This is a genomic window from Erwinia sp. PME.40.26/001 (assembly GCF_055556675.1).
This window is the reverse complement of record NZ_JBVHNP010000017.1, coordinates 1-21,858: the sequence shown is the minus strand read 5'-3', so window position 1 is coordinate 21,858 and position 21,858 is coordinate 1. Positions and strand designations below refer to the sequence as shown.

General features: G+C 55.0%; 18 protein-coding genes and 1 riboswitch. Of the genes, 12 read left to right on the top strand and 6 right to left on the bottom strand.

All coding sequences use genetic code 11. The features are described 5' to 3' along the window. The first annotated feature begins 79 nt into the window (after window positions 1–79). The 4 genes from rpoC to uraH all read left to right on the top strand — a co-directional run bounded on the left by rpoC (window position 80) and on the right by uraH (window position 7,165). Complete coding sequence (rpoC, locus tag ACZ3HG_RS22800) at window positions 80–4,303, top strand: DNA-directed RNA polymerase subunit beta' (RefSeq protein ID WP_191935698.1); 4,224 nt, start codon at window positions 80–82, stop codon at window positions 4,301–4,303. An 81-nt stretch (window positions 4,304–4,384) separates the two neighbouring features. Continuing rightward, window positions 4,385–5,446 carry a DUF1176 domain-containing protein gene (locus tag ACZ3HG_RS22795; RefSeq protein ID WP_191937364.1) on the top strand — a complete coding sequence of 354 codons (1,062 nt, stop codon included), beginning with the start codon at window positions 4,385–4,387 and terminating at the stop codon, window positions 5,444–5,446. A gap of 102 nt (window positions 5,447–5,548) precedes the next feature. After that, window positions 5,549–6,610 carry a DUF1176 domain-containing protein gene (locus ACZ3HG_RS22790; protein ID WP_465334573.1) on the top strand — a complete coding sequence of 354 codons (1,062 nt, stop codon included), beginning with the start codon at window positions 5,549–5,551 and terminating at the stop codon, window positions 6,608–6,610. Window positions 6,611–6,742: 132 nt separating this feature from the next. After that, the gene (gene uraH, locus ACZ3HG_RS22785) at window positions 6,743–7,165 is read left to right on the top strand and encodes a hydroxyisourate hydrolase (protein WP_062749148.1); all 423 of its coding nucleotides are present in this window, start codon (window positions 6,743–6,745) and stop codon (window positions 7,163–7,165) included. Between the two features lie 84 nt (window positions 7,166–7,249). On the opposite strand, the gene ACZ3HG_RS22780 is transcribed toward uraH, so the two are convergent. Next, complete coding sequence (locus tag ACZ3HG_RS22780) at window positions 7,250–7,438, bottom strand: DUF1127 domain-containing protein (RefSeq protein ID WP_062749146.1); 189 nt, start codon at window positions 7,436–7,438, stop codon at window positions 7,250–7,252. A gap of 176 nt (window positions 7,439–7,614) precedes the next feature. Between ACZ3HG_RS22780 and ACZ3HG_RS22775 the strand changes: the two genes are divergently transcribed. Next, window positions 7,615–9,102, top strand: a complete 1,488-nt coding sequence (locus ACZ3HG_RS22775; RefSeq protein WP_191935701.1) for an aminotransferase-like domain-containing protein — start codon at window positions 7,615–7,617, stop codon at window positions 9,100–9,102. A gap of 163 nt (window positions 9,103–9,265) precedes the next feature. Here the strand turns inward: ACZ3HG_RS22775 and thiE are convergent, their stop codons facing one another. From thiE to rsd, 3 genes are all read right to left on the bottom strand, one after another. Continuing rightward, complete coding sequence (gene thiE / locus ACZ3HG_RS22770; RefSeq protein ID WP_191935702.1) at window positions 9,266–9,910, bottom strand: thiamine phosphate synthase; 645 nt, start codon at window positions 9,908–9,910, stop codon at window positions 9,266–9,268. Further along, entirely contained in the window at window positions 9,907–11,856 is a 1,950-nt protein-coding gene (thiC, locus tag ACZ3HG_RS22765; protein WP_465334570.1) for a phosphomethylpyrimidine synthase ThiC, read from the bottom strand. The genes thiE and thiC overlap by 4 nt, the downstream gene beginning before the upstream one ends. 87 nt (window positions 11,857–11,943) lie before the next feature. Further along, window positions 11,944–12,044: riboswitch (TPP riboswitch) on the bottom strand. A 193-nt stretch (window positions 12,045–12,237) separates the two neighbouring features. Next, the gene (gene rsd, locus ACZ3HG_RS22760; RefSeq protein WP_465334568.1) at window positions 12,238–12,744 is read right to left on the bottom strand and encodes a sigma D regulator; all 507 of its coding nucleotides are present in this window, start codon (window positions 12,742–12,744) and stop codon (window positions 12,238–12,240) included. 75 nt (window positions 12,745–12,819) lie between these two features. On the opposite strand from rsd, the gene nudC reads away from it, so the two are divergent. The 7 genes from nudC to ACZ3HG_RS22725 all read left to right on the top strand — a co-directional run bounded on the left by nudC (window position 12,820) and on the right by ACZ3HG_RS22725 (window position 18,544). Then, on the top strand, window positions 12,820–13,593 hold the full coding sequence (nudC, locus tag ACZ3HG_RS22755) for an NAD(+) diphosphatase (RefSeq protein WP_191935709.1): 774 nt from the start codon (window positions 12,820–12,822) through the stop codon (window positions 13,591–13,593). A gap of 381 nt (window positions 13,594–13,974) precedes the next feature. Continuing rightward, complete coding sequence (locus ACZ3HG_RS22750; protein ID WP_191935705.1) at window positions 13,975–14,697, top strand: bactofilin family protein; 723 nt, start codon at window positions 13,975–13,977, stop codon at window positions 14,695–14,697. A gap of 154 nt (window positions 14,698–14,851) precedes the next feature. Then, on the top strand, window positions 14,852–15,919 hold the full coding sequence (gene hemE, locus ACZ3HG_RS22745) for a uroporphyrinogen decarboxylase (RefSeq protein ID WP_191935706.1): 1,068 nt from the start codon (window positions 14,852–14,854) through the stop codon (window positions 15,917–15,919). 18 nt (window positions 15,920–15,937) lie between these two features. Next, entirely contained in the window at window positions 15,938–16,603 is a 666-nt protein-coding gene (gene nfi, locus ACZ3HG_RS22740; protein WP_191935707.1) for a deoxyribonuclease V, read from the top strand. 62 nt (window positions 16,604–16,665) lie between these two features. Further along, a complete protein-coding gene (locus ACZ3HG_RS22735; protein WP_118664981.1) occupies window positions 16,666–17,256 on the top strand; it encodes a YjaG family protein in 591 nt (196 codons plus the stop codon). Window positions 17,257–17,444: 188 nt separating this feature from the next. Next, window positions 17,445–17,717, top strand: coding sequence for a nucleoid-associated protein HU-alpha (gene hupA, locus ACZ3HG_RS22730; RefSeq protein ID WP_002438605.1), 273 nt, complete (start codon window positions 17,445–17,447; stop codon window positions 17,715–17,717). A 161-nt stretch (window positions 17,718–17,878) separates the two neighbouring features. Next, a complete protein-coding gene (locus ACZ3HG_RS22725) occupies window positions 17,879–18,544 on the top strand; it encodes a DUF1481 domain-containing protein (protein ID WP_191937368.1) in 666 nt (221 codons plus the stop codon). A gap of 76 nt (window positions 18,545–18,620) precedes the next feature. On the opposite strand, the gene purD is transcribed toward ACZ3HG_RS22725, so the two are convergent. Together purD and purH are read right to left on the bottom strand one after the other, a co-directional pair. Continuing rightward, on the bottom strand, window positions 18,621–19,901 hold the full coding sequence (gene purD, locus ACZ3HG_RS22720; protein WP_062749126.1) for a phosphoribosylamine--glycine ligase: 1,281 nt from the start codon (window positions 19,899–19,901) through the stop codon (window positions 18,621–18,623). A 14-nt stretch (window positions 19,902–19,915) separates the two neighbouring features. After that, the gene (gene purH / locus ACZ3HG_RS22715; RefSeq protein ID WP_062749124.1) at window positions 19,916–21,505 is read right to left on the bottom strand and encodes a bifunctional phosphoribosylaminoimidazolecarboxamide formyltransferase/IMP cyclohydrolase; all 1,590 of its coding nucleotides are present in this window, start codon (window positions 21,503–21,505) and stop codon (window positions 19,916–19,918) included. Between the last annotated feature and the right edge of the window lie 353 nt (window positions 21,506–21,858).

Genomic DNA, 21,858 nt, shown 5'->3' with positions numbered 1-21,858 from the left:
GCATCTGCTGTACTGGTTACAGGGCGCCCGGGTCACTCCGGGCGTCTCTGAGAAGTCTCACTCCGACGGGAGCTAATCCGTGAAAGACTTACTTAAGTTTCTGAAAGCGCAAACTAAGACCGAAGAGTTTGATGCGATCAAGATCGCTCTGGCCTCGCCAGATATGATCCGTTCATGGTCTTTTGGTGAAGTTAAAAAGCCAGAAACCATCAACTACCGTACGTTCAAACCTGAGCGTGACGGACTTTTCTGCGCACGTATTTTCGGGCCAGTAAAAGACTATGAGTGCCTGTGCGGTAAGTACAAGCGCTTAAAACATCGCGGTGTGATCTGTGAGAAGTGTGGCGTTGAAGTTACACAGACCAAAGTTCGCCGTGAGCGTATGGGCCACATTGAGCTGGCTTCACCGACTGCGCACATCTGGTTCCTGAAATCGCTGCCTTCGCGCATCGGTTTGCTGCTGGATATGCCACTGCGTGATATCGAACGTGTTCTTTACTTCGAATCTTACGTTGTTGTTGAAGGCGGCATGACCAATCTCGAAAAGCGCCAGATCCTGACTGAAGAGCAGTATCTTGACGCGCTGGAAGAGTTTGGTGACGAATTCGACGCTAAAATGGGTGCGGAAGCGATCCAGGCTCTGTTGAAAAACATGGACCTGGAACAAGAGTGTGAAACTCTGCGTGAAGAGTTGAACGAAACTAACTCCGAAACCAAGCGTAAAAAACTGACCAAGCGCATCAAGCTGCTGGAAGCGTTCGTTCAGTCTGGTAACAAGCCAGAGTGGATGATCCTGACCGTGCTGCCTGTATTGCCACCGGACCTGCGTCCGCTGGTGCCGCTGGACGGCGGTCGTTTTGCTACGTCAGATCTGAACGATCTGTATCGTCGCGTAATCAACCGTAACAACCGTCTGAAGCGCCTGCTGGATCTTGCTGCCCCTGATATCATCGTACGTAACGAAAAACGTATGCTGCAGGAAGCAGTCGATGCGCTGCTGGATAACGGCCGTCGCGGTCGTGCGATCACCGGTTCTAACAAACGTCCTCTGAAATCTTTGGCTGATATGATTAAAGGTAAGCAGGGTCGTTTCCGTCAGAACTTGCTGGGTAAACGTGTCGACTACTCAGGTCGTTCGGTTATCACCGTAGGTCCATACCTGCGTCTGCATCAGTGTGGTCTGCCGAAGAAAATGGCACTGGAGCTGTTCAAACCGTTTATCTACGGCAAGCTGGAACTGCGTGGTCTTGCTACCACCATCAAAGCCGCCAAGAAAATGGTTGAGCGTGAAGAATCCGTCGTCTGGGATATCCTGGATGAAGTGATCCGCGAACACCCGGTCCTGCTGAACCGTGCACCAACACTGCACCGTCTGGGCATCCAGGCGTTTGAGCCCGTGCTGATCGAAGGTAAAGCTATCCAGCTTCACCCGCTGGTCTGTGCGGCCTACAACGCCGACTTCGATGGTGACCAGATGGCTGTTCACGTACCGCTGACGCTGGAAGCCCAGCTGGAAGCGCGTGCGCTGATGATGTCGACCAACAACATCCTGTCACCAGCGAACGGCGAGCCAATCATCGTTCCTTCTCAGGACGTTGTACTGGGTCTGTACTACATGACCCGTGACTGTGTTAACGCCAAAGGCGAAGGCATGGTGCTGACTGGCCCGAAAGAAGCTGAACGCGTTTACCGCGCCGGCCATGCGTCTCTGCACGCTCGCGTTAAGGTGCGTATCACCGAACACGAGAAAAGTGAGCAGGGCGAGTGGGTTGCCAAGACCAGCATCATCGACACTACCATTGGTCGCGCCATCCTGTGGATGATCGTACCAAAAGGTCTGCCTTACTCCATCGTCAACCAGGCGCTGGGTAAGAAAGCGATCTCCAAGATGCTGAACACCTGTTACCGCATCCTGGGCCTGAAACCGACCGTTATCTTTGCTGACCAGACCATGTACACCGGCTTTGCCTATGCGGCACGCTCAGGTGCGTCTGTCGGTATCGACGACATGGTTATCCCAGAGAAGAAAGTGGAAATCATCACCGAAGCGGAAGCGGAAGTGGCTGAAATCCAGCAGCAGTTCCAGTCTGGTCTGGTCACCGCTGGCGAACGCTATAACAAAGTGATCGATATCTGGGCTGCGGCCAACGAACGCGTTGCTAAAGCGATGATGGAAAACCTCTCTACCGAACTCGTGATCAACCGCGATGGTGTGGAAGAGCGTCAGGTTTCCTTCAACAGCATCTTTATGATGGCCGACTCCGGTGCGCGTGGTTCTGCAGCGCAGATTCGTCAGCTGGCCGGTATGCGTGGTCTGATGGCGAAACCCGATGGTTCCATCATCGAAACGCCGATTACTGCAAACTTCCGTGAAGGTCTGAACGTACTCCAGTACTTCATCTCCACGCACGGTGCGCGTAAAGGCCTTGCGGATACCGCACTGAAAACAGCTAACTCCGGTTACCTGACCCGTCGTCTGGTTGACGTCGCGCAGGATCTGGTGGTGACTGAAGATGACTGTGGTACGCACGAAGGCATCATGATGACTCCGGTTATCGAAGGTGGCGACGTGAAAGAGCCACTGCGTGAGCGCGTACTGGGTCGTGTGACCGCAGAAGACGTGATCAAGCCGGGCACTGCTGACATCCTTCTGCCACGTAACACCCTGCTGCACGAACAGCAGTGTGACCTGTTAGAAGAACACTCTGTTGACAGCTTGAAAGTCCGTTCCGTCGTAAGCTGCGAAACTGACTTCGGTGTGTGTGCTCACTGCTACGGTCGCGACCTGGCACGTGGTCACATCATCAACAAAGGTGAGGCCATCGGCGTTATCGCGGCACAGTCCATCGGTGAGCCGGGTACACAGCTGACGATGCGTACGTTCCACATCGGTGGTGCGGCATCGCGTGCGGCTGCTGAATCCAGCATTCAGGTCAAGAACAAAGGTACGTTGAAACTGATCAACGCCAAGTCGGTAACTAACTCCGCTGGCAAGCTGGTGATCACTTCACGTAACGTTGAACTGAAAATGATCGACGAATTTGGTCGTACCAAAGAGAGCTATAAAGTTCCTTACGGTTCTACCATGGCGAAAGGTGACGGCGAGCAGGTTGCAGCGGGCGAGACCGTAGCAAACTGGGATCCACACACCATGCCGGTCATCACCGAAGTGAGCGGTTTCATTCGCTTCACTGACATGATTGACGGCCAGACCATTACCCGCCAGACGGATGACCTGACCGGTCTGTCCTCACTGGTTATCCTCGACAGTGCGGAACGTACTGCGGGTGGTAAAGATCTGCGTCCGGCGCTGAAAATTGTTGATGCGAACGGTAACGACGTAATGATCCCAGGCTCCGATATGCCTGCTCAGTACTTCCTGCCGGGCAAAGCGATTGTGCAGCTGGAAGATGGCATCAAGATCAGTTCGGGTGATACCCTGGCGCGTGTTCCTCAGGAATCAGGCGGTACCAAGGACATCACCGGTGGTCTGCCACGCGTTGCTGACCTGTTCGAAGCCCGTCGTCCGAAAGAGCCGGCTATCCTGGCTGAGATCAGCGGCATTATTTCCTTCGGTAAAGAAACCAAAGGGAAGCGTCGCCTGGTGATCACCCCGATTGACGGTAGCGATCATTACGAAGAGATGATCCCGAAATGGCGTCAGCTGAACGTGTTCGAAGGTGAACGCGTAGAGCGCGGTGACGTGGTTTCCGATGGCCCTGAGTCTCCACATGACATTCTGCGTCTGCGCGGCGTGCATGCGGTGACCCGTTACATCACTAACGAAGTGCAGGAAGTTTACCGTCTGCAAGGCGTTAAGATTAACGATAAGCACATCGAAGTCATCGTTCGTCAGATGCTGCGTAAAGCAACCATCTCCAGCGCAGGAAGTACTGACTTCCTCGACGGTGAGCAGGTTGAGTTCTCACGCGTTAAGATCGCTAACCGCGAACTGGAAGCTAACGGCAAGATCTCTGCAACCTTTGCACGCGATCTGCTGGGTATCACCAAAGCTTCCCTGGCAACCGAGTCGTTCATCTCTGCGGCTTCGTTCCAGGAAACCACGCGCGTGCTGACCGAAGCCGCCGTTGCGGGCAAACGCGACGAACTGCGCGGTCTGAAAGAGAACGTTATCGTTGGCCGTCTGATCCCAGCCGGTACCGGTTACGCGTATCATCAGGATCGTATGCGTCGTAAAGCTGCGGGCGAAGCGCCAGTCGTGCCAGTTGTCACTGCCGATGAAGCCTCTGCCAGCCTGGCTGAACTGCTTAATGCAGGAAACCTGGGCGGTAATGACGATTAATCGTCAACCACCTGTGGCATAATAAAAAACCTCGCTTCGGCGGGGTTTTTTTTCGACTCAACAAAATCACATGGAATAAAAATGCCAAATAATAAGGTTGTGATAGCGCTGGTACTGCTGGGTTTGAGCGCGAGTGTACAGGCAGAAGAGTGGGTGAACGCTCCGGTACAAAAAGTCTTTAAAAGCTGGCAGGTCACCTGCAACAACCTCAATGATTGTGATGTTCGCAATACCGACGAGGCGCTGCGTATTATTCTTAAACGCAAGGCCGGGCCAGATGCGCAACCTTCGCTCAGTTTCCAGCAGTGGGGCGATCTGATACCGCAGGGCATCTGGCTGGATGGCAAATCCTGGCATTCCGGTATTGAGATTGCACCCTCAAAAATCAGTGGTGATGACAGCGCGGGTGGAAGCGATAAGCTGGCCGATATCCAGCAGTGGGTGCAGGCGAGTAAAAATGCGTTGACCATCGCCCTTGCCCCCGGTTCTGAAGCCGCCTCACTCAGCGGGCTGAATGCGGCGCTGCTGCTGGTGGATGAACGTCAGGGGCGTCTGGGGAATCAGACAGCACTGCTGAAAGTGGGCAACAACGAGCCTTCGATGGTGCCTGCCCGTCCGGTCCCTGCGGTGATGAACTTCCCGGTGCCAAAGGTGGTGCCCCTCAAAAACCAGGCTGCGCTGATCGACGCGGCCATTGCTGCTAACCATAAACTGCTCGCCAATGAGAGCTGCGAGCCAGATACGGCTGCGCGTGAACGAAGTGAGGCGCTGCCGCTGAATGATAAACAGGCGCTGGTGTTGGTCAACTGTGGGCTGGGAGCCTATCAGTCAGCCAGCCTGTTGTTTGTCAGTTCACGCGATAACCCTGCTGAGGTGACGCAGTTGATGCTGCCCTTACCCGATAAAGATGACCAGGGTAAGCCGCTCGTCATGAGCTGGTTTACGGAAGCCAGCTACGATCCGCAAAGCGGTGAACTCTCCTGGGCCGGGCGTGGACGCGGTATTGCCGACTGCGGGGACAGTGGTGGCTGGAAATATGACGGGAAAGTCTTCCATCTGACACACTATAACAGCCAGCCGGGTTGCAACGGCGGTGAACCGGGCGACTGGCCATCCCTCTGGGTGACGGCAGGAGCAAAGTAGCCCTGTAGCCGGGGGATGCTGTGACTTCCCCCTGATGATCAGCCGCCTGGGCAGCGTTAAAGCGTACTCAGGCATTTTTTCCGATGAGTTCAGAGAGTAATAATGAATAATAACAAGATAGTCATGGCGCTTATGCTGATGGGTTTAAGTACGGGCATTCAGGCAGACGAGTGGGTCAATGCGCCGGTACAGAAGGTCTTTAAAAACTGGCAGGTCACCTGTAACAACGTGAATGACTGCGATGTCCGTAACACCGACAAGACGCTGCGTATCATCCTCAAACGTCAGGCAGGTGCGGAGGCACAGCCTTCGCTTAGTTTTCAGCAGTGGGCAGCGTTGAAAGCAGACGGGATCTGGCTGGATGGTCAGGCCTGGTCTTCAGATATCCAGATTGCCACACCGCAGAGCAGTGATGAGCACGTTGTGGGCAGTAGCGATAAGCTGGCGGTGATCCAGGCGTGGGTGACGCAGGCCAAAAATGCGCAGACGATAGCCTTTTCAGCCGGCCCCGAAAGCGCTTCTCTTGAGGGGCTGACCGCCGCGCTGCTGCTGGTGGATGAACGACAGGGACGCCTGGATAATCAGACGGCCTTGCTGAAAGTGGGCAACAAGCCGTCTTCAGCCGTTCTGCCCCGACCTGCACCTGTGGCACTGAACTTCCCGGTGCCTGCCGTGGTGCCTTTGACCGATCCTGCCGCTCTGGTGGATGGAGCCATTGCTGCCAATGGCAAGCTGCTGAATCAACTGCAGTGCCCTCAGGATGAAGATACCCGCGCACGCAGCTATGCCGAACCGCTGAATAACACCCAGGCACTGGTGATGGTCAACTGCGGACCGGGAGACTTCAAAACATTAAACGTTGTGTTCATCAGTGAACGTGATAATCCGAAAGACGCCCGGCGGCTGACGCTACCGCTGCCGCTGAACGGTGCTGACGGCAAGCCGATGCAGGAAACGATGTTTGCCCAGGGCGGATATGATTCAGCCGTCGGCCATCTCTATTTCTCCGATCGCGGTAACGAGGCCGCCGAGTGCGGTAATAACGGCGGCTGGATCTATGACGGCAAGACATTTCACCTGGCACGCTTTAAAAATCAGCCTGGCTGCAACGGCGGTCAACCGGCTGACTGGCCCTCTGTCTGGGTGACAGAAGGTAAAGAATAAGCGGAAAACGGGGAGGGTGACAGCCCTTCCCGATCCGTGCTCTCTGGGAAATTTCATATTTTCCGCAGTAAAATCGTGGTTAAACAGGACAGCTGTTATCTTCATGCCGACATTAATCCTAAGGAGTCCGACATGAAGATTGTTAAAGCCCTGCTAATGACCAGCCTGGTCAGTGCTTCTCTGCCTGTACTGGCTGCCGGTGATGAAGGGATGAAGAACCCGCTGAGCGTGCACGTGCTGAACCTGCAGACTGGCGTGCCGACCTCCGGCGTGACGGTTGAACTCGAACAGCAGCAAAAGCAGGGATGGGTAAAACTGGCTTCCGGCGTGACGGATAAAAACGGACGTATCCCGGCGCTCTATCCGGCAGGGAAAACAATGGCGGCGGGTGATTACAAAGTCGTCTTTAAAACCGGTGATTATTACAAACAGCAAAAGCAGCCGACTTTCTTCCCGGAAATCCCGGTGATCTTCCATGTTGAAAACAGCGACAGCCATTACCATATTCCCCTGCTGCTGAGTCAGTACGGCTACTCTACCTACCGCGGTAACTGATCGTCCGTCACAGCATAAAAAAAGGGCAACGCAGTGGAACGTCCGCGTTGCCCTCGGGTGCATCCTTCGACCCAGGCCACATCACTATAAGTTACGCACATCCTCGCAGGTCAGTCCGATATCCTTCAACTGCGCGACACTCAACTGCGACAGGATCCTGCGCGTGCAGGCGCGTATACGCCTTGCCTGCCAGCGATGATAAGGCAGGAGAAAGACTGTTTTAATCAGCGACCAACTCAGGGGCTTCGCTGCTCTGTTCTCTTCAAACTCCATTACTGCCTCCTCATCACCTTGTGTATGCCGACTATTCTGTCGCTAACGGCGCTGATGATACAGATGCAAAAAACATCTTTTATTGACATACAGATTGCGCAATAGTGTGACTGAATGGTGATAAATGGCGCAATCTGTACTGCTTTAGTGAAAAGTAATCGGGAGGGAAGGATACAATGACGCGTTATCAACGGCTGGCAGAGTTACTGGCACAGCGTATCGAACAGGGGCTGTATCAGGCCGGCGAACGGCTTCCGTCCGTGCGTACGCTCAGTAGTGAACACGGCGTCAGCATCAGCACTGTCCAACAGGCGTATTATCTGCTGGAGGAGAAACAGCTGATTACCCCGCAGCCGCGCTCCGGTTATTTTGTCACCCCCCGTAAAGCCGCGCCCCCGCTACCGCCGATCACCCGTCCGGTACAGCGTCCTGTAGAGATTACCCAGTGGGATGCGGTGATGGATCTGCTCAACGCTCGCCTGGATAAAGATATGCTGCAGCTGGGCAGCGGTATGCCCTGTATTGATGCCCCCACCCTCAAGCCATTGTGGAAAATTATCAGCCGTCTGGGCCAGCAACAGGATCCCCGCCTGCTGAGTTATGACAATCTTTATGGCGTGCCGGAGCTTCGCGAACAGGTCGCACGCCTGATGATTGACAGCGGCTGTCAGCTGACGGCAGATGACATTGTGATCACTACGGGCTGCCATGAGGCCCTGTCCGTGTCGATCAGAGCAATCTGTCAGCCGGGCGATATTATTGCCGTCGAGTCCCCGGCTTTTCATGGCACCATGCAAACGCTGCGCGGATTCGGCATCCGCGCAATCGAAATCCCGACGGATTCGGTCACCGGCATCAGTCTGGAAGCCCTGGAGCTGGCGTTTGAGCAGTGGCCGATCAACGCTGTGGTGGTGGTCCCCAACTGCAACAACCCGCTGGGATTCGTGATGCCGGCACAGCGTAAGCAGGCCTTACTGACGCTGGCACAGCGCTTTGATGCCGCCATTATTGAAGATGATGTCTACGGCGAGCTGGCATTTGAGTATCCGCGCCCGATAACCATCAAGTCGCTGGATATGGATGGTCGGGTGCTGCTGTGCAGTTCCTTTTCTAAAACGCTGGCGCCAGGCCTGCGCGTGGGCTGGGTGGCTCCGGGGCGTTATTTTGACCGCGTGTTGCATATGAAATACATCAGCACCGGCTCCACGGTCACGCAGACGCAGATGGCCGTGGCCGCGTTTATCCGTCAGGGCTATTATCAGCCCCATCTGCGGCGAATGCGCAGTGACTATCAGCGCAACTTTGAGATCTTCACGCGGCGGGTTCGCCATCATTTCCCCTGTGGCATCTGCCTGACGCGGCCGCAGGGGGGATTTCTGCTCTGGGTTGAGCTGCCAGAGCCTTTCGATGCGTTGCGGCTCAATCAGGATCTGCGGGCATCCCATATTCAGATCGCTGTCGGCTCCCTGTTCTCCGCATCAGGAAAATACCGCAACTGCCTGCGCCTCAGCTATGCCCAGCCGTTTACCGATAAAACCGATCGCGCCCTGGAAATTCTGGGCGAGGCCGTCGAACGTGCCATGCTGTGCTGTCCAGCGGTGGCGGAGCCCTCCACTCGGGGAGAGACGGGAGAAGGCAGGGTCAGCGAGAAGGAAGGGTACTGACCCTGGCAGATGACCGCATTGTCACCCGCGCTGTCACTATAGCGGGCCAGGCAGCAGTGAAAAGTAGCAATCCTTCAGCCTGCGTAGCGTCTTCCACCTTGTTTAACGGCGTTACCGGCGGCGACAATTTTTTGCGGCAATGCGTCCAGAGCAAGGGAAAACATTAACGCCGGTGGGCAGTGTGTGGTTCCACCAGGTCAAGCAGCTGGCGGGTGGCGGCCCGCCAGTCACTGGCCTGGGTAATAGCACTGACCACGGCAATGCTGCCTACCCCCGTGGCCAGCACCTGCGGTGCGCGATCGAGACTGATACCGCCGATCGCCACGGTGGATACCCCCTGCAACCGCCGCAGATGGCGGGTCAACTCTGCCAGACCCTGTGGCGCAGACGGCATAACTTTTGTCCGGGTGGGAAACACATGCCCCAGGGCTATATAAGAGGGCTGCTCGGCCAGCGCCCTGTCCAGCTCGGCATCGTCATGCGTTGACAACCCCAGGCGCAGCCCGGCTGCGTGAATCGCATCCAGGTCAGCAATATCCAGATCCTCCTGACCGAGATGGACACCGTAGGCCTGATGTTTTATCGCCAGCCGCCAGTAGTCATTGATAAACAGGCGCGCCTGATAGCGCTTACCCAGAGCAATAGCATCAATAATCTGCTGTTCGACTTCATGTTCTGCACGGTCTTTCATGCGCAGCTGAAGGGTGCGAACGCCGGCATCCAGCAGGCGGGCAATCCATTCCACCGAGTCCACGACAGGATAAAGGCCTAACTGTGCTGCGGTAGGGGGGAAAGCGCCACGATTCATATTTTTTCCTCTGGTTTCAGGGCGTCGGCGGGATGATAAAGTTCGCCGCCACGTTGGCGAAATGCCCCGGACATCTGTGCCATACCGACCGTGACGGGATGCGCTTCGGCCTCCTGGCGGGCAGCATATTCACGTACTTCCTGGGTGATCTTCATTGAGCAAAATTTGGGGCCACACATCGAGCAGAAATGGGCCACTTTCCCTGACTCCTGCGGCAGGGTTTCATCGTGATATGCCCGGGCGGTATGCGGGTCGAGGGCCAGATTAAACTGATCTTCCCAGCGGAATTCAAAGCGGGCTTTTGACATCGCATTATCACGGATCTGTGCCCCGGGGTGGCCTTTGGCAAGGTCGGCTGCATGGGCAGCGATCTTATAGGTGATCAGCCCCTGCTTCACATCCTCTTTATTCGGCAGGCCGAGATGCTCTTTCGGCGTCACGTAGCACAGCATCGCGCAGCCAAACCAGCCGATCATCGCGGCACCGATACCGGAGGTAAAATGGTCGTAACCTGGAGCAATATCTGTGGTCAGGGGGCCCAGGGTATAAAACGGGGCTTCATGACAGTGTTCGAGCTGTTCTGTCATATTGACGCGGATCATCTGCATCGGGATGTGGCCGGGTCCTTCAATCATCACCTGAACATCATATTCCCAGGCGATTTTGGTCAGCTCGCCCAGCGTGCGCAGTTCGGCAAACTGCGCTTCATCGTTAGCATCCTGGATGGAGCCCGGACGCAGTCCGTCCCCCAGTGACAGTGAGATATCATAGGCCGCGCAGATTTCACAGATATCGCGAAAATGCTGATAGAGGAAGCTCTCCTGGTGGTGTGACAGGCACCATTTTGCCATGATGGATCCACCGCGCGAGACGATGCCGGTCAGGCGTTTTGCCGTCATGGGCACGTAGCGCAGCAGGACGCCAGCATGGATTGTAAAGTAATCGACCCCTTGTTCAGCCTGTTCCAACAGGGTATCGCGGAAGATAGCCCAGCTCAGATCCTCCGCCACGCCGTTCACCTTTTCCAGCGCCTGGTAAATGGGCACCGTGCCAATGGGAACCGGGCTGTTGCGCAGGATCCACTCGCGGGTTTCATGTATATAGCGGCCGGTAGACAGATCCATGACCGTATCGGCCCCCCAGCGAACCGACCACACCAGTTTTTCCACTTCCTCCTCAATAGAAGAGCTGACCGCAGAGTTACCGATATTGGCGTTTACCTTCACCAGAAAGTTTCGGCCAATAATCATCGGCTCTGATTCCGGGTGATTAATATTGGCCGGGATAATGGCACGTCCGCTGGCAACCTCCTGACGGACAAACTCGGGGGTAATAGTGTCGGGCAGATGCGCGCCGAAGCTGTGCCCGGGATGCTGCTGCAGCAGCACTTCACTGCGGATCCGCTCCCGGCCCATATTTTCACGCAGGGCGATATACTCCATTTCCGGCGTCACTATGCCCTGGCGGGCATAGTGCATCTGGGTCACACAGCGACCCGGTAGTGCACGGCGTGGACGGGGCAGATGCTCAAAGCGGAGATGATCCAGTCCTTCGTCGGCCAGGCGTTGCTGCGTAAATGTCGAACTGACCTCACTGACCAGCCCGGTATCACTGCGCTGAAAGATCCAGTTGCTGCGTAATTTTTGCAGGCCGGCATGAACATTAATGGTGGCGTCCGGATCGCCGTAAGGGCCCGCCGTATCGTACACCGGCACCGGCTCATTTTCCTCCAGCAGCGGGCGATCGTGACTTCCGCCTACGGTGGTTGGACTGAGTTGTATTTCACGCATCGGTACGCGGATATCCGGCTGCGAGCCGGTCAGGTAGATCCGTTTTGAATGGGGAAAAGCGGTACCGCGCAGGGAATCAATAAACTGTTGTGCTTCCGCCCGCTGTTGGCGACGACGGTTTTTTTTCTCTGTGACAGGTTTTTCATGGGTAGACATAGCAATTTCCTGATAATAAACGGGAAGTTTGCTTGCCTGGAGGCGGGAGTAATAAGAACGTCGTGAGAGAAATCGTTTCACAGCGTTTTAGCATTTACTCTTGTTCCCTTCGCAGGTACTAACCTGATCAGGTTCCGCGGATCCCGAATTAACGGTCTCAGCCCCTAAGGGCACTCCGACAAGAAGAATAGTGTATTTTAAGCGGCCTTGTTTGCCATCCTGCGCCCGGGATGCTCACATACCCTAAGGTACGCACGCCGTCCGGACGACGCTTAAACCACAAAATGAATTCTGAAAGGGCAAGGCATGCCTTACCCTGACAGCCCATTCAGCATAATGGGGCTTTAAGGAAACGACAAGAAGTTTAGAGGGCAGCCGCTGTCAGGCCGGACGCGCAAGCGTACAGGCGTTAGCCGCTTCCTGATTTTCCGCACTTTTTTCCAGTGCCAGCTTGATGAACTTATCCTCCAGAGTAAAACGCGCCTCCAGCGCTTCACCGACAACCGACAGGGCATGCTGGAATTCGCGATAATTATCATGATCGATAGCGGTTTCCAGATGGGAATCATAAACCTGCATGATCAGCTCGGTATTCGCCTTTAGGGAGGGGTAGATAACCGCTGCTTTTGCCAGCTGCTCTGTACCTTCCAGCTCTTTGATAAAGCGTTCATAAACGGTGAAGTGGCCCGTAGAAAGATAATCCACCAGATTCTGGCAGAACAGATCCAGCGCGTTTTCATCGAGCGTCGTCAGCGTTTCCTTGTTAGGCTTAATGCCAGCCATTTGATAATAGGTAACCAGCAACTGCTTACGTGAGCGCAGACAAAAGTCTACCAGTTCACTGCACCCGCCAACGCGCGCGGTGAGGACTTCCAACTGGTTAAGCATGTTCAACTCCGTGAGTGTTATATTTTAACGTCTGACCTCAATCCAGTCTTTAAGCTGAGGATGATGAGCAAAATGATGGAACAGGAAATTTTAAGCGTAGACGCTGGCTGGTGGATTGTCAGCCACGAACATAAAATTTGGTTACCAAAAGGTGAACTTCCTCAAGGTAATGCGGGTTTACTGGGTCTGGCAGGATCGCGGGGATCGCCAATTGGAGAGTGGCAGGGGGAAACGGTATGGTTGATCCGCGATACCCGGCCTCACGAAATGGGATCGTTACGGCAGTTGATCGATCAGGACAGCGGCCTGTTCCAGCTGGTCGGACGCGGCATCCAGCTGGCTGAATTTTACCGTTCTCACCAGTGGTGCGGTTACTGTGGCCATGAGATGCACCACAGTAAAACAGAGTGGGCCTGTCTGTGCAGCCACTGTCGCCAGCGTTACTACCCGCAAATCGCCCCCTGTATCATTGTGGCTATCCGCCGTGGTGAGGAAATATTGCTGGCGCAGCACACCCGACACCGCAACGGTATTTTCACGGTACTGGCCGGTTTTGTGGAAGTGGGCGAAACCCTTGAGCAGACGGTGGCACGCGAAGTGATGGAAGAGAGTGGGATCACGGTGAAGAATTTACGTTACGTCTCTTCACAGCCCTGGCCTTTCCCACAGTCACTGATGATGGCGTTTATGGCTGACTATGACGCTGGCGATATCCATATCGATCCAAAAGAGCTGATCTCCGCTGGCTGGTATCGCTTTGATGCGCTGCCACCGCTGCCCCCGGCTGGCACTGTCGCCCGTCGGCTGATTGAAGATACCGTTGCATTGTGTCGCACAGAGGCGGAATAATTCCGACAATAATATTGTCGTTGCCATAATATTTTATATTTGCGATATATTCTCCTGGTTAAATGCGTAAAGGACCAGGAGAGAATGGTTTACTGTAAAAAATGACCGGCGTATCTGGCTTTATCTCTTCGATAATTTCAAATATCATCCTGTGCGGTAAACAAGTTATAGAATCCGTTATTGAATGAGATTTTATTAACGCCGGATTACGCCTGCACTATATTACCCATGGCATCAGTTTAACGGGATTTATGTGTTATCTTTTTTTACAGATCACGCTTTTTTGTGTAAAAAAATCAGCTAAATTCTATTCCGGACTGATTCATCAGGGGGCATGACTGAACCAGGGAAAGGTGTTTTCGCATATGGCAAATCAAGATAATGTCTGAAACAAAAAAACAAGGTTGTCTGTGGGGCGTCTGGCTCTGCTGGGGTATGAGCATTATTGCCTTTCTGCTTTCGACAAGGACGGTCTTATTGCTCTCTTTGGCTGGCATGGCGTGTTTCAGCCTGCTGCTAATAATTTCGAGTCTGTATACAAAAAGGATGATGACAAACGTGTTTAATTTCAACAGGAAAGAAGAAGAACGAGCCACTGAAAAATTGCCTTCACCCGCCAAAGCAGAACCCAGTACCCTTTTGCCTTCTTCTTTAAACGACGATAACAGTACGAAAGAAACCGTTATCTCTATCGGGACGGTATTACGCGGCGAAATTACTAATGAAAATAATATTACTATTAATGGCGTTGTTGAAGGCGATCTGACCAGCCAGAAAAGTACACAAATAGGAAAAGAGGGAAAGGTTATCGGCAAGATAAAATCCCTGAAGCTGGTGGTTAACGGGCTGCTTAAGGGAAGCTGTTATGCCAGAACGGTGATTATTATGTCGCGTGGCCGGATTGAAGGTGAAGTATACGCGAGCGAGTTTTCCATTGAAAAAGGCGGGGTGTTTATCGGTAACTCTCACCAGATTGAGGAGCCGCAGGCGCAGTCAGAGAAAAAAGATAAAAAACCGCTGGTCGCTAGCGGCCAGCGCGCCCCGGTTCTCACCGCCGTCGATCAAAAAGCTGATAAAACCCCCCCTGGCAATGAGAAAAAATAAGCCATACTGGCCTTATGATTGTTTCTGCCCCTGATCCTGACTGTTCTCGCCGAGCCGGGGTTGTACGCGTCGCCGCTCAATTTTTTGAGCGGTCGATCATCGTCAATTCCAATAAATGTTACACTGGCAGTCTGTATGGTGAGAGAGTCTCGTGATGAATGAACTGAAGAACGATCGATATCTGCGCGCGCTGCTGCGTCAGCCCGTTGATGTTACCCCGGTATGGATGATGCGTCAGGCCGGGCGTTATCTGCCGGAATACAAGGCTACCCGTGCGGTCGCCGGTGACTTCATGTCGCTGTGCAAAAATGCTGAACTGGCCTGTGAAGTCACGCTGCAGCCCCTGCGGCGCTATGCGCTGGATGCGGCGATCCTGTTCTCCGATATTCTGACCATTCCCGACGCAATGGGGCTTGGCCTGTATTTCGAAGCCGGTGAAGGCCCACGTTTTTCTTCGCCGGTGACCTGTCGTGCTGATGTTGAAAAGCTGCCTATCCCGGATCCGGAGCAGGAACTGGGTTACGTGATGAACGCCGTGCGCACCATCCGTAAAAATCTTAACGGCGACGTTCCGCTGATCGGCTTCTCCGGCAGTCCGTGGACGCTCGCTACCTATATGGTCGAAGGCGGCAGCAGTAAGGCCTTTACTAAACTGAAAAAGATGATGTATGCCGACCCGCAGACGCTGCATCTGATGCTGGACAAGCTGGCTGACAGCGTAACGCTGTACCTCAACGCACAGATCCGGGCGGGTGCGCAGTCGGTAATGATATTCGACACTTGGGGTGGCGTGCTGACCGGACGCGATTATCTGGAGTTCTCTTTGCATTACATGCACAAAATCGTTGACGGCCTGCTGCATGAAAATGAAGGACGTCGCGTACCGGTCACGCTGTTCACGAAAGGCGGCGGACAGTGGCTGGAAGCGATGGCTGCCACCGGCTGTGACGCGCTGGGTCTTGACTGGACGACGGATATTGCCGACGCCCGTCGCCGGGTTGGTCACAAAGTTGCGCTGCAGGGCAATATGGATCCGTCTATGCTCTACGCTGCACCGGCGCGTATTGAGCAGGAAGTCGCAGGGATCCTGGAAGGCTTTGGTCAGGGCGAGGGACACGTCTTTAACCTCGGCCACGGTATTCATCAGGATGTCCCACCCGAAAATGCAGGCGTATTTGTCGAAGCGGTACATAAGCTGTCCCGCCCTTACCACAGAGGATAAATCAGACAGGGGGAAGAGATGGAAATAGCGGATTTACGCGAACAGCAGCTCCGGCGCGCAGCAGAAGTCAGCTGTCAGGATGATTTTGAGGTGATGCCTCCCCGCCTGATAGGCGGTGCGGATGTCGGGTTTGAACAGGGCGGTGAAGTGACCCGTGCCGCGCTGGTCATCCTCGAATACCCCTCTCTGAAAATGGTTGAGTATCAGGTGGCCCGCATCGCCACTACGATGCCCTATATCCCCGGTTTCCTGTCATTCCGTGAGACACCCGCTCTGGAGGCTGCGTGGCAGCAGCTGGAGCACCATCCTGACCTGCTGCTGGTTGATGGCCACGGCGTGGCGCATCCGCGTCGTCTTGGCGTGGCCAGTCATTTCGGCCTGCTGGTGGACGTGCCAACGATTGGCGTGGCGAAAAAACGCCTCTGTGGCAAGTTTGAACCGCCAGGGGCCGAACCTGGCAGCTGTGAGGCGCTCAGCGATAAAGGGGAACTGCTGGGCTGGGTGCTGCGCAGTAAGGCACGCTGTAACCCATTGTTTATCTCTCCGGGCCACCGCGTCAGCCACGGCACCGCCCTTGAATGGGTACAGCGCTGCCTGAAGGGGTATCGTCTGCCCGAGCCTACGCGCTGGGCTGATGCGGTGGCCTCGCGCCGCACTGCTTTTACCGGGCTGCAGCTGGGTTAACCGTGCCGCTCAGTGGCTTTTCAGGTACACTGCGGCAAGCGCATTAATTCTGAGATCCCGATATGTTACGTAACCCGATTCATCTGCGGCTGGAAAAGCTGGAAAGCTGGCAGCACGTTACTTTTATGGCCTGCCTCTGCGAACGCATGGCACCCAACTACCGCGAGTTTTGCCAGCAGACAGGGTTTGGAGACGGCCAGCTGTATCGCCGTATTCTCGATCTGTTATGGGAAACGCTGGTGGTGAAAGATGCAAAAGTGAATTTTGACAGCCAGCTTGAAAAGCTGGAAGAAGCGATCCCTTCTGCAGACGATTACGATCTGTATGGTGTATACCCGGCGATCGATGCGTGCGTCGCGCTGAGCGAACTGCTGCATTCCCGCCTTAGCGGTGAAACACTGACCCATGCGATTGCCGTTAGCGAAACTTCCATCACCACGGTGGCGATGCTGGAAATGACCCAGGCCGGTCGCGAAATGACCGAAGAAGAGCTAAAAGTGAATCCCGCCGTTGAAGAGGAATGGGACATCCAGTGGGAGATATTCCGCCTGCTTGCAGCCTGCGAGGACAGGGACCTGGAACTGATAAAAGGACTGCGATCTGACCTGCGTGAATCCGGTATTAGTAATATCGGTATAAATTTTCAGCAGTAAGGCGACAAAACGTGACTTCAGGCCTGATTTGTAGCGCCTTTGGGCTTCACATTCGCCCCCAGTCTGGTCTACATTTGGGGGGCTGAAAAATGTGGCTATCGGTGCGTGTATGCAGGAGAGTGCCAGAAACTGGTTTTTCCCTCGCACTTGATGCTTAGCAAGCGATAAATACACTGTAAGGATAACTTATGAACAAGACTCAACTGATTGATGTAATTGCGGACAAAGCGGACCTGTCAAAGACCCAGGCTAAAGCTGCTCTGGAATCCACCCTGGCTGCGATTACTGAGTCTCTGAAAGAAGGTGATGCTGTACAACTGGTTGGTTTTGGTACCTTTAAAGTTAACCACCGTGCTGAGCGTACTGGCCGCAACCCGCAGACTGGCAAAGAAATCAAAATTGCTGCTGCAAACGTACCGGCATTTGTTTCTGGTAAAGCACTGAAAGACGCTGTTAAGTAATCGTCTGAAGTGAAGAGTTTAAACAGGGGGGCGTTATGCCCCTTTTGTTTAAACGACCTTCGCGCAGAGATGATGCTTTTTGTCCCGCAATCCTTTTCCCTTCCGTCCTTTCCCCTTAACGGTTTCTCGCGCTTGCCGCGCGTTGTGATACTCTTTTCTTCATGAAACTTTCCTTTTTTGCCCGAACGCTCTCTCTTGCCACCCTGATCCTGCTGGCAGGCTGCAGTTCGCACTCCGACCTGCCGGACTTTACCGCCAGCGGCTATCTTGCCGATCGCGGTGCGGTGCGTATCTGGCGCAAAAATCACGATCAGCAGGTTGCTCACCTGATGACGGTCTATACCCCGTTTAACGGAGCTGCGCCCGAGACGACCGACTACCTCTGGCAGCACGACAGGCTGCTTTCAGTAGAGCGCCATGTCACAGGGGATAAACCGGATGATGTCACCCTGCGTTTCGACCAGAACGGTGGTCTGAGCTTTATGCAGCGGCAGCTGGCGGGCCGGCGTGAGGCGCTGACGGCTGATGAGGTGGCACTGTATCGCTTTGACGCGCAGCGCATGCTGAAAATCAGTGACGATTTGCTGTCGGGTAGCGTGCTGCTCAGGCAGGGCAGGTGGCAGCAGGGGGGCACCGTCAGCACCTGTGAGGGCAAAAGGGTGCAGCCTGCGCTTGAAAGCGTGGAGTTAAGCCAGATTGCGCGTCAGCAGCGGGAGACGACAGGCCCGGTCAGTATTGCCTGGCTGCAGGCCCCGGAAGGAACTCAGCTATTGCTGGTGACCGCCAGCGATCTCTGCAAGACAGAACCGAAAGAACAGGATTTTTAACCTAAAAAAAAGGGCGATCAACGATCGCCCCTGATGCTGTCCTGCGCCGGGCGGATAAAACCGCCGCCTGGGGAGACTATTTACGATCTATAGCGCGGTAACCGATATCGTTACGGCAGAAGCTGCCCTTCCATGAGATTGGTCTGGCCAGTTCATAGGCACGTTTTTGCGCAGCGGCAACATCGTCACCCAGCGCTGTGACGCAGAGTACGCGCCCTCCGTTAGTGACCACCAGGTCGTCCTGCAGCGTGGTTCCGGCATGGAACACCTTGCCGTCCGCCACTTCTTCCAGCGGCAGTCCGTGGATTTGCTCGCCGTTGACGTAATCCCCCGGGTAGCCGCCTGCGGCCAGAACCACACCCAGCGACGGACGTGGGTCCCAGACAGAATCCTTTTCGTCCAGCCTGCCGTCAACGGCGGCCAGGCAGAGCTCGACCAGATCCGACTGCAGACGCAGCATGATCGGCTGGGTTTCAGGATCGCCAAAGCGGCAGTTGAATTCGATCACTTTGGGCTGACCACTTTTGTCGATCATCAGACCCGCATACAGGAACCCGGTGTAGACATTGCCCTCACCGGCCATACCGCGCACGGTCGGCCAGATCACTTCATCCATCACACGCTGGTGGATCGCATCGGTGACCACCGGAGCCGGGGAGTAAGCCCCCATCCCGCCGGTATTCGGGCCGGTATCACCATCGCCGACGCGTTTGTGGTCCTGGCTGGTGGCCATCGGCAGCACGTTCTCACCGTCGACCATCACGATGAAGCTGGCTTCTTCACCGTCGAGGAACTCTTCCACCACGATACGATGTCCCGCATCGCCAAAGGCGTTACCAGCCAGCATATCCTGAATGGCGTCTTCGGCTTCCTGCAGCGTCATGGCTACAATGACCCCTTTACCTGCCGCCAGCCCATCGGCCTTAATGACGATCGGGGCACCTCTTTCACGCACATACGCCAGAGCCGGTTCAACCTCGGTAAAGTTCTGGTATTCGCCGGTAGGAATTTTATGCCGCGCCAGGAAGTCTTTGGTAAAGGCTTTTGAACCCTCCAGCTGTGCAGCCGCCTGAGTCGGGCCAAAGATCTTCAGACCTGCCGCGCGGAAAGCATCCACCACGCCGATGACCAGCGGGGCTTCCGGGCCGACGATGGTCAGATCGATTTTCTCATCGCGGGCGAAGGCCAGCAGGGCAGGGATATCCGTTGGGCCGATGGCCACATTCTGCAGTGCAGGCTCCAGGGCCGTACCGGCGTTACCCGGTGCAACAAAGACGGTCTCAGCCAGCGGGGACTGCGCGGCCTTCCAGGCCAGCGCGTGTTCACGGCCGCCATTACCAATCACTAAAATTTTCATCAGAGGCTCCGTTATTAATGGCGGAAGTGGCGCATGTCGGTGAAGATCATTGCAATACCGTGTTCGTCAGCGGCGGCAATCACTTCCTCGTCACGAATGGAACCACCCGGCTGGATCACACAGGTGATGCCGACAGCGGCGGCGGCATCGATACCGTCGCGGAACGGGAAGAAGGCATCAGAGGCCATGGCAGAGCCTTTCACTTCCAGGCCTTCATCGGCAGCTTTGATACCGGCGATTTTAGCGGAGTACACGCGGCTCATCTGGCCGGCACCTATGCCGATGGTCATACTGTCACGCGCATACACGATGGCATTTGACTTCACAAACTTCGCTACCTTCCAGCAGAACAGGGCATCACGCAGTTCCTGTGCGGTTGGCTGGCGCTGGCTGACCACGCGCAGGTGGCTTTCATTCACCATCCCGAGGTCACGATCCTGTACCAGCAGGCCGCCGTTAACACGCTTGAAGTCCAGACCGGTTTGACGCTGCTGCCACTGACCACAGGTCAGTACCCGCACGTTCTGTTTGCTGGCGGTGATCTTCAGGGCGGCTTCAGTCGCCGAGGGGGCAATGATCACTTCAACAAACTGGCGGCTGACAATCGCCTGCGCGGTGGCTTCATCCAGCTCACGGTTAAAAGCAATGATGCCGCCGAAGGCTGACGTTGGATCCGTTTTATATGCACGTTCGTAAGCTGCCAGAATCGACTCTCCCACCGCCACGCCACACGGGTTAGCGTGCTTAACGATAACGCAGGCGGGCTGGTCGAACTCTTTCACACACTCCAGTGCTGCGTCGGTATCCGCAATGTTGTTATAAGAGAGCGCTTTGCCCTGTACTTGCTGTGCCGTCGCGACTGAGGCCTCTGCCACATTCTCTTCTATATAGAAAGCGGCATCCTGGTGGCTGTTCTCACCGTAACGCATATCCTGCTTCTTGATGAAGTTCAGGTTAAGGGTGCGCGGGAAGCGGCCGGAAGGTGCCTGGGTTTCACCGTGATAGGCCGGAACCAGGCTACCGAAGTAGTTGGCAATCATACTGTCGTAGGCGGCGGTGTGTTCGAACGCCTTAATGGCCAGGTCGAAACGGGTGGCCAGCGTCAGTGAATTATCGTTGGCGTCCAGTTCCGCAATAATAGTCTGGTAGTCACTGCTCTTCACCACAATTGCCACGTCTTTATGGTTCTTGGCAGCGGACCGGACCATTGTCGGGCCACCGATATCAATGTTTTCAACCGCGTCTTCCAGTGAGCAGCCTTCACGGGCAACGGTCTGGGCGAAGGGATAGAGGTTAACCACAACCATATCAATCGGAGAGATGTTGTGCCCGGCCATAATGGCATCATCCTGACCGCGACGTCCTAAAATGCCACCATGCACTTTCGGGTGCAGCGTTTTAACGCGTCCATCCATCATTTCCGGGAAACCGGTGTAGTCAGAGACTTCAGTGACGGGCAGACCGGCGTCTGCCAGCAGGCGTGCGGTACCGCCGGTGGAGAGCAGCTCGACGCCACGCTGGGAAAGCGCCTGAGCGAATTCGAGGATACCGGCTTTGTCAGACACGCTGAGTAGCGCGCGGCGTACAGGACGATGTTGTTGCATGGTGGTTTTATCCCTTGGCTTTGGATCGCATATAAAGAGCGTTATAGGAAGCTTAGACATTCTCTTCTTCCTTATAAGAAGAAAGAAGCGCGATTAAGGTTCATGTAACGCCCCTGAAGGGGCTTCCATTATGCGCGGGCATTGTAGCGAAAACGATTGCGCGATGCTCGTCAAAATTCGCCTCATGCACGGATTGTGGATAAGTTTGTGCATAAGCAGGTATAAAGCGGGGTTTTGCTGGGGATTGCAGCGAACAGTCAAATTATCGCAAATTAGCCCTTGTCACCCGTCCAGAACTCCCTATAATGCGCAACCACTGAGACGGCACAACGGCTTACAGGCCAGCGGCTCAG

Coding starts and splice junctions, on each gene's coding strand:
- ACZ3HG_RS22780 (WP_062749146.1), bottom strand. CDS start 7,438: ATGGAGTTTGAAGAGAACAGAGCAGCGAAGCCCCTGAGTTGGTCGCTG.
- ACZ3HG_RS22725 (WP_191937368.1), top strand. CDS start 17,879: ATGAAACTTTCCTTTTTTGCCCGAACGCTCTCTCTTGCCACCCTGATC.
- thiC (WP_465334570.1), bottom strand. CDS start 11,856: ATGTCTACCCATGAAAAACCTGTCACAGAGAAAAAAAACCGTCGTCGC.
- uraH (WP_062749148.1), top strand. CDS start 6,743: ATGAAGATTGTTAAAGCCCTGCTAATGACCAGCCTGGTCAGTGCTTCT.
- nfi (WP_191935707.1), top strand. CDS start 15,938: ATGGAAATAGCGGATTTACGCGAACAGCAGCTCCGGCGCGCAGCAGAA.
- rsd (WP_465334568.1), bottom strand. CDS start 12,744: ATGCTTAACCAGTTGGAAGTCCTCACCGCGCGCGTTGGCGGGTGCAGT.
- ACZ3HG_RS22750 (WP_191935705.1), top strand. CDS start 13,975: ATGTCTGAAACAAAAAAACAAGGTTGTCTGTGGGGCGTCTGGCTCTGC.
- hemE (WP_191935706.1), top strand. CDS start 14,852: ATGAATGAACTGAAGAACGATCGATATCTGCGCGCGCTGCTGCGTCAG.
- hupA (WP_002438605.1), top strand. CDS start 17,445: ATGAACAAGACTCAACTGATTGATGTAATTGCGGACAAAGCGGACCTG.
- thiE (WP_191935702.1), bottom strand. CDS start 9,910: ATGAATCGTGGCGCTTTCCCCCCTACCGCAGCACAGTTAGGCCTTTAT.
- nudC (WP_191935709.1), top strand. CDS start 12,820: ATGGAACAGGAAATTTTAAGCGTAGACGCTGGCTGGTGGATTGTCAGC.
- ACZ3HG_RS22775 (WP_191935701.1), top strand. CDS start 7,615: ATGACGCGTTATCAACGGCTGGCAGAGTTACTGGCACAGCGTATCGAA.
- ACZ3HG_RS22790 (WP_465334573.1), top strand. CDS start 5,549: ATGAATAATAACAAGATAGTCATGGCGCTTATGCTGATGGGTTTAAGT.
- ACZ3HG_RS22795 (WP_191937364.1), top strand. CDS start 4,385: ATGCCAAATAATAAGGTTGTGATAGCGCTGGTACTGCTGGGTTTGAGC.
- ACZ3HG_RS22735 (WP_118664981.1), top strand. CDS start 16,666: ATGTTACGTAACCCGATTCATCTGCGGCTGGAAAAGCTGGAAAGCTGG.
- purD (WP_062749126.1), bottom strand. CDS start 19,901: ATGAAAATTTTAGTGATTGGTAATGGCGGCCGTGAACACGCGCTGGCC.
- purH (WP_062749124.1), bottom strand. CDS start 21,505: ATGCAACAACATCGTCCTGTACGCCGCGCGCTACTCAGCGTGTCTGAC.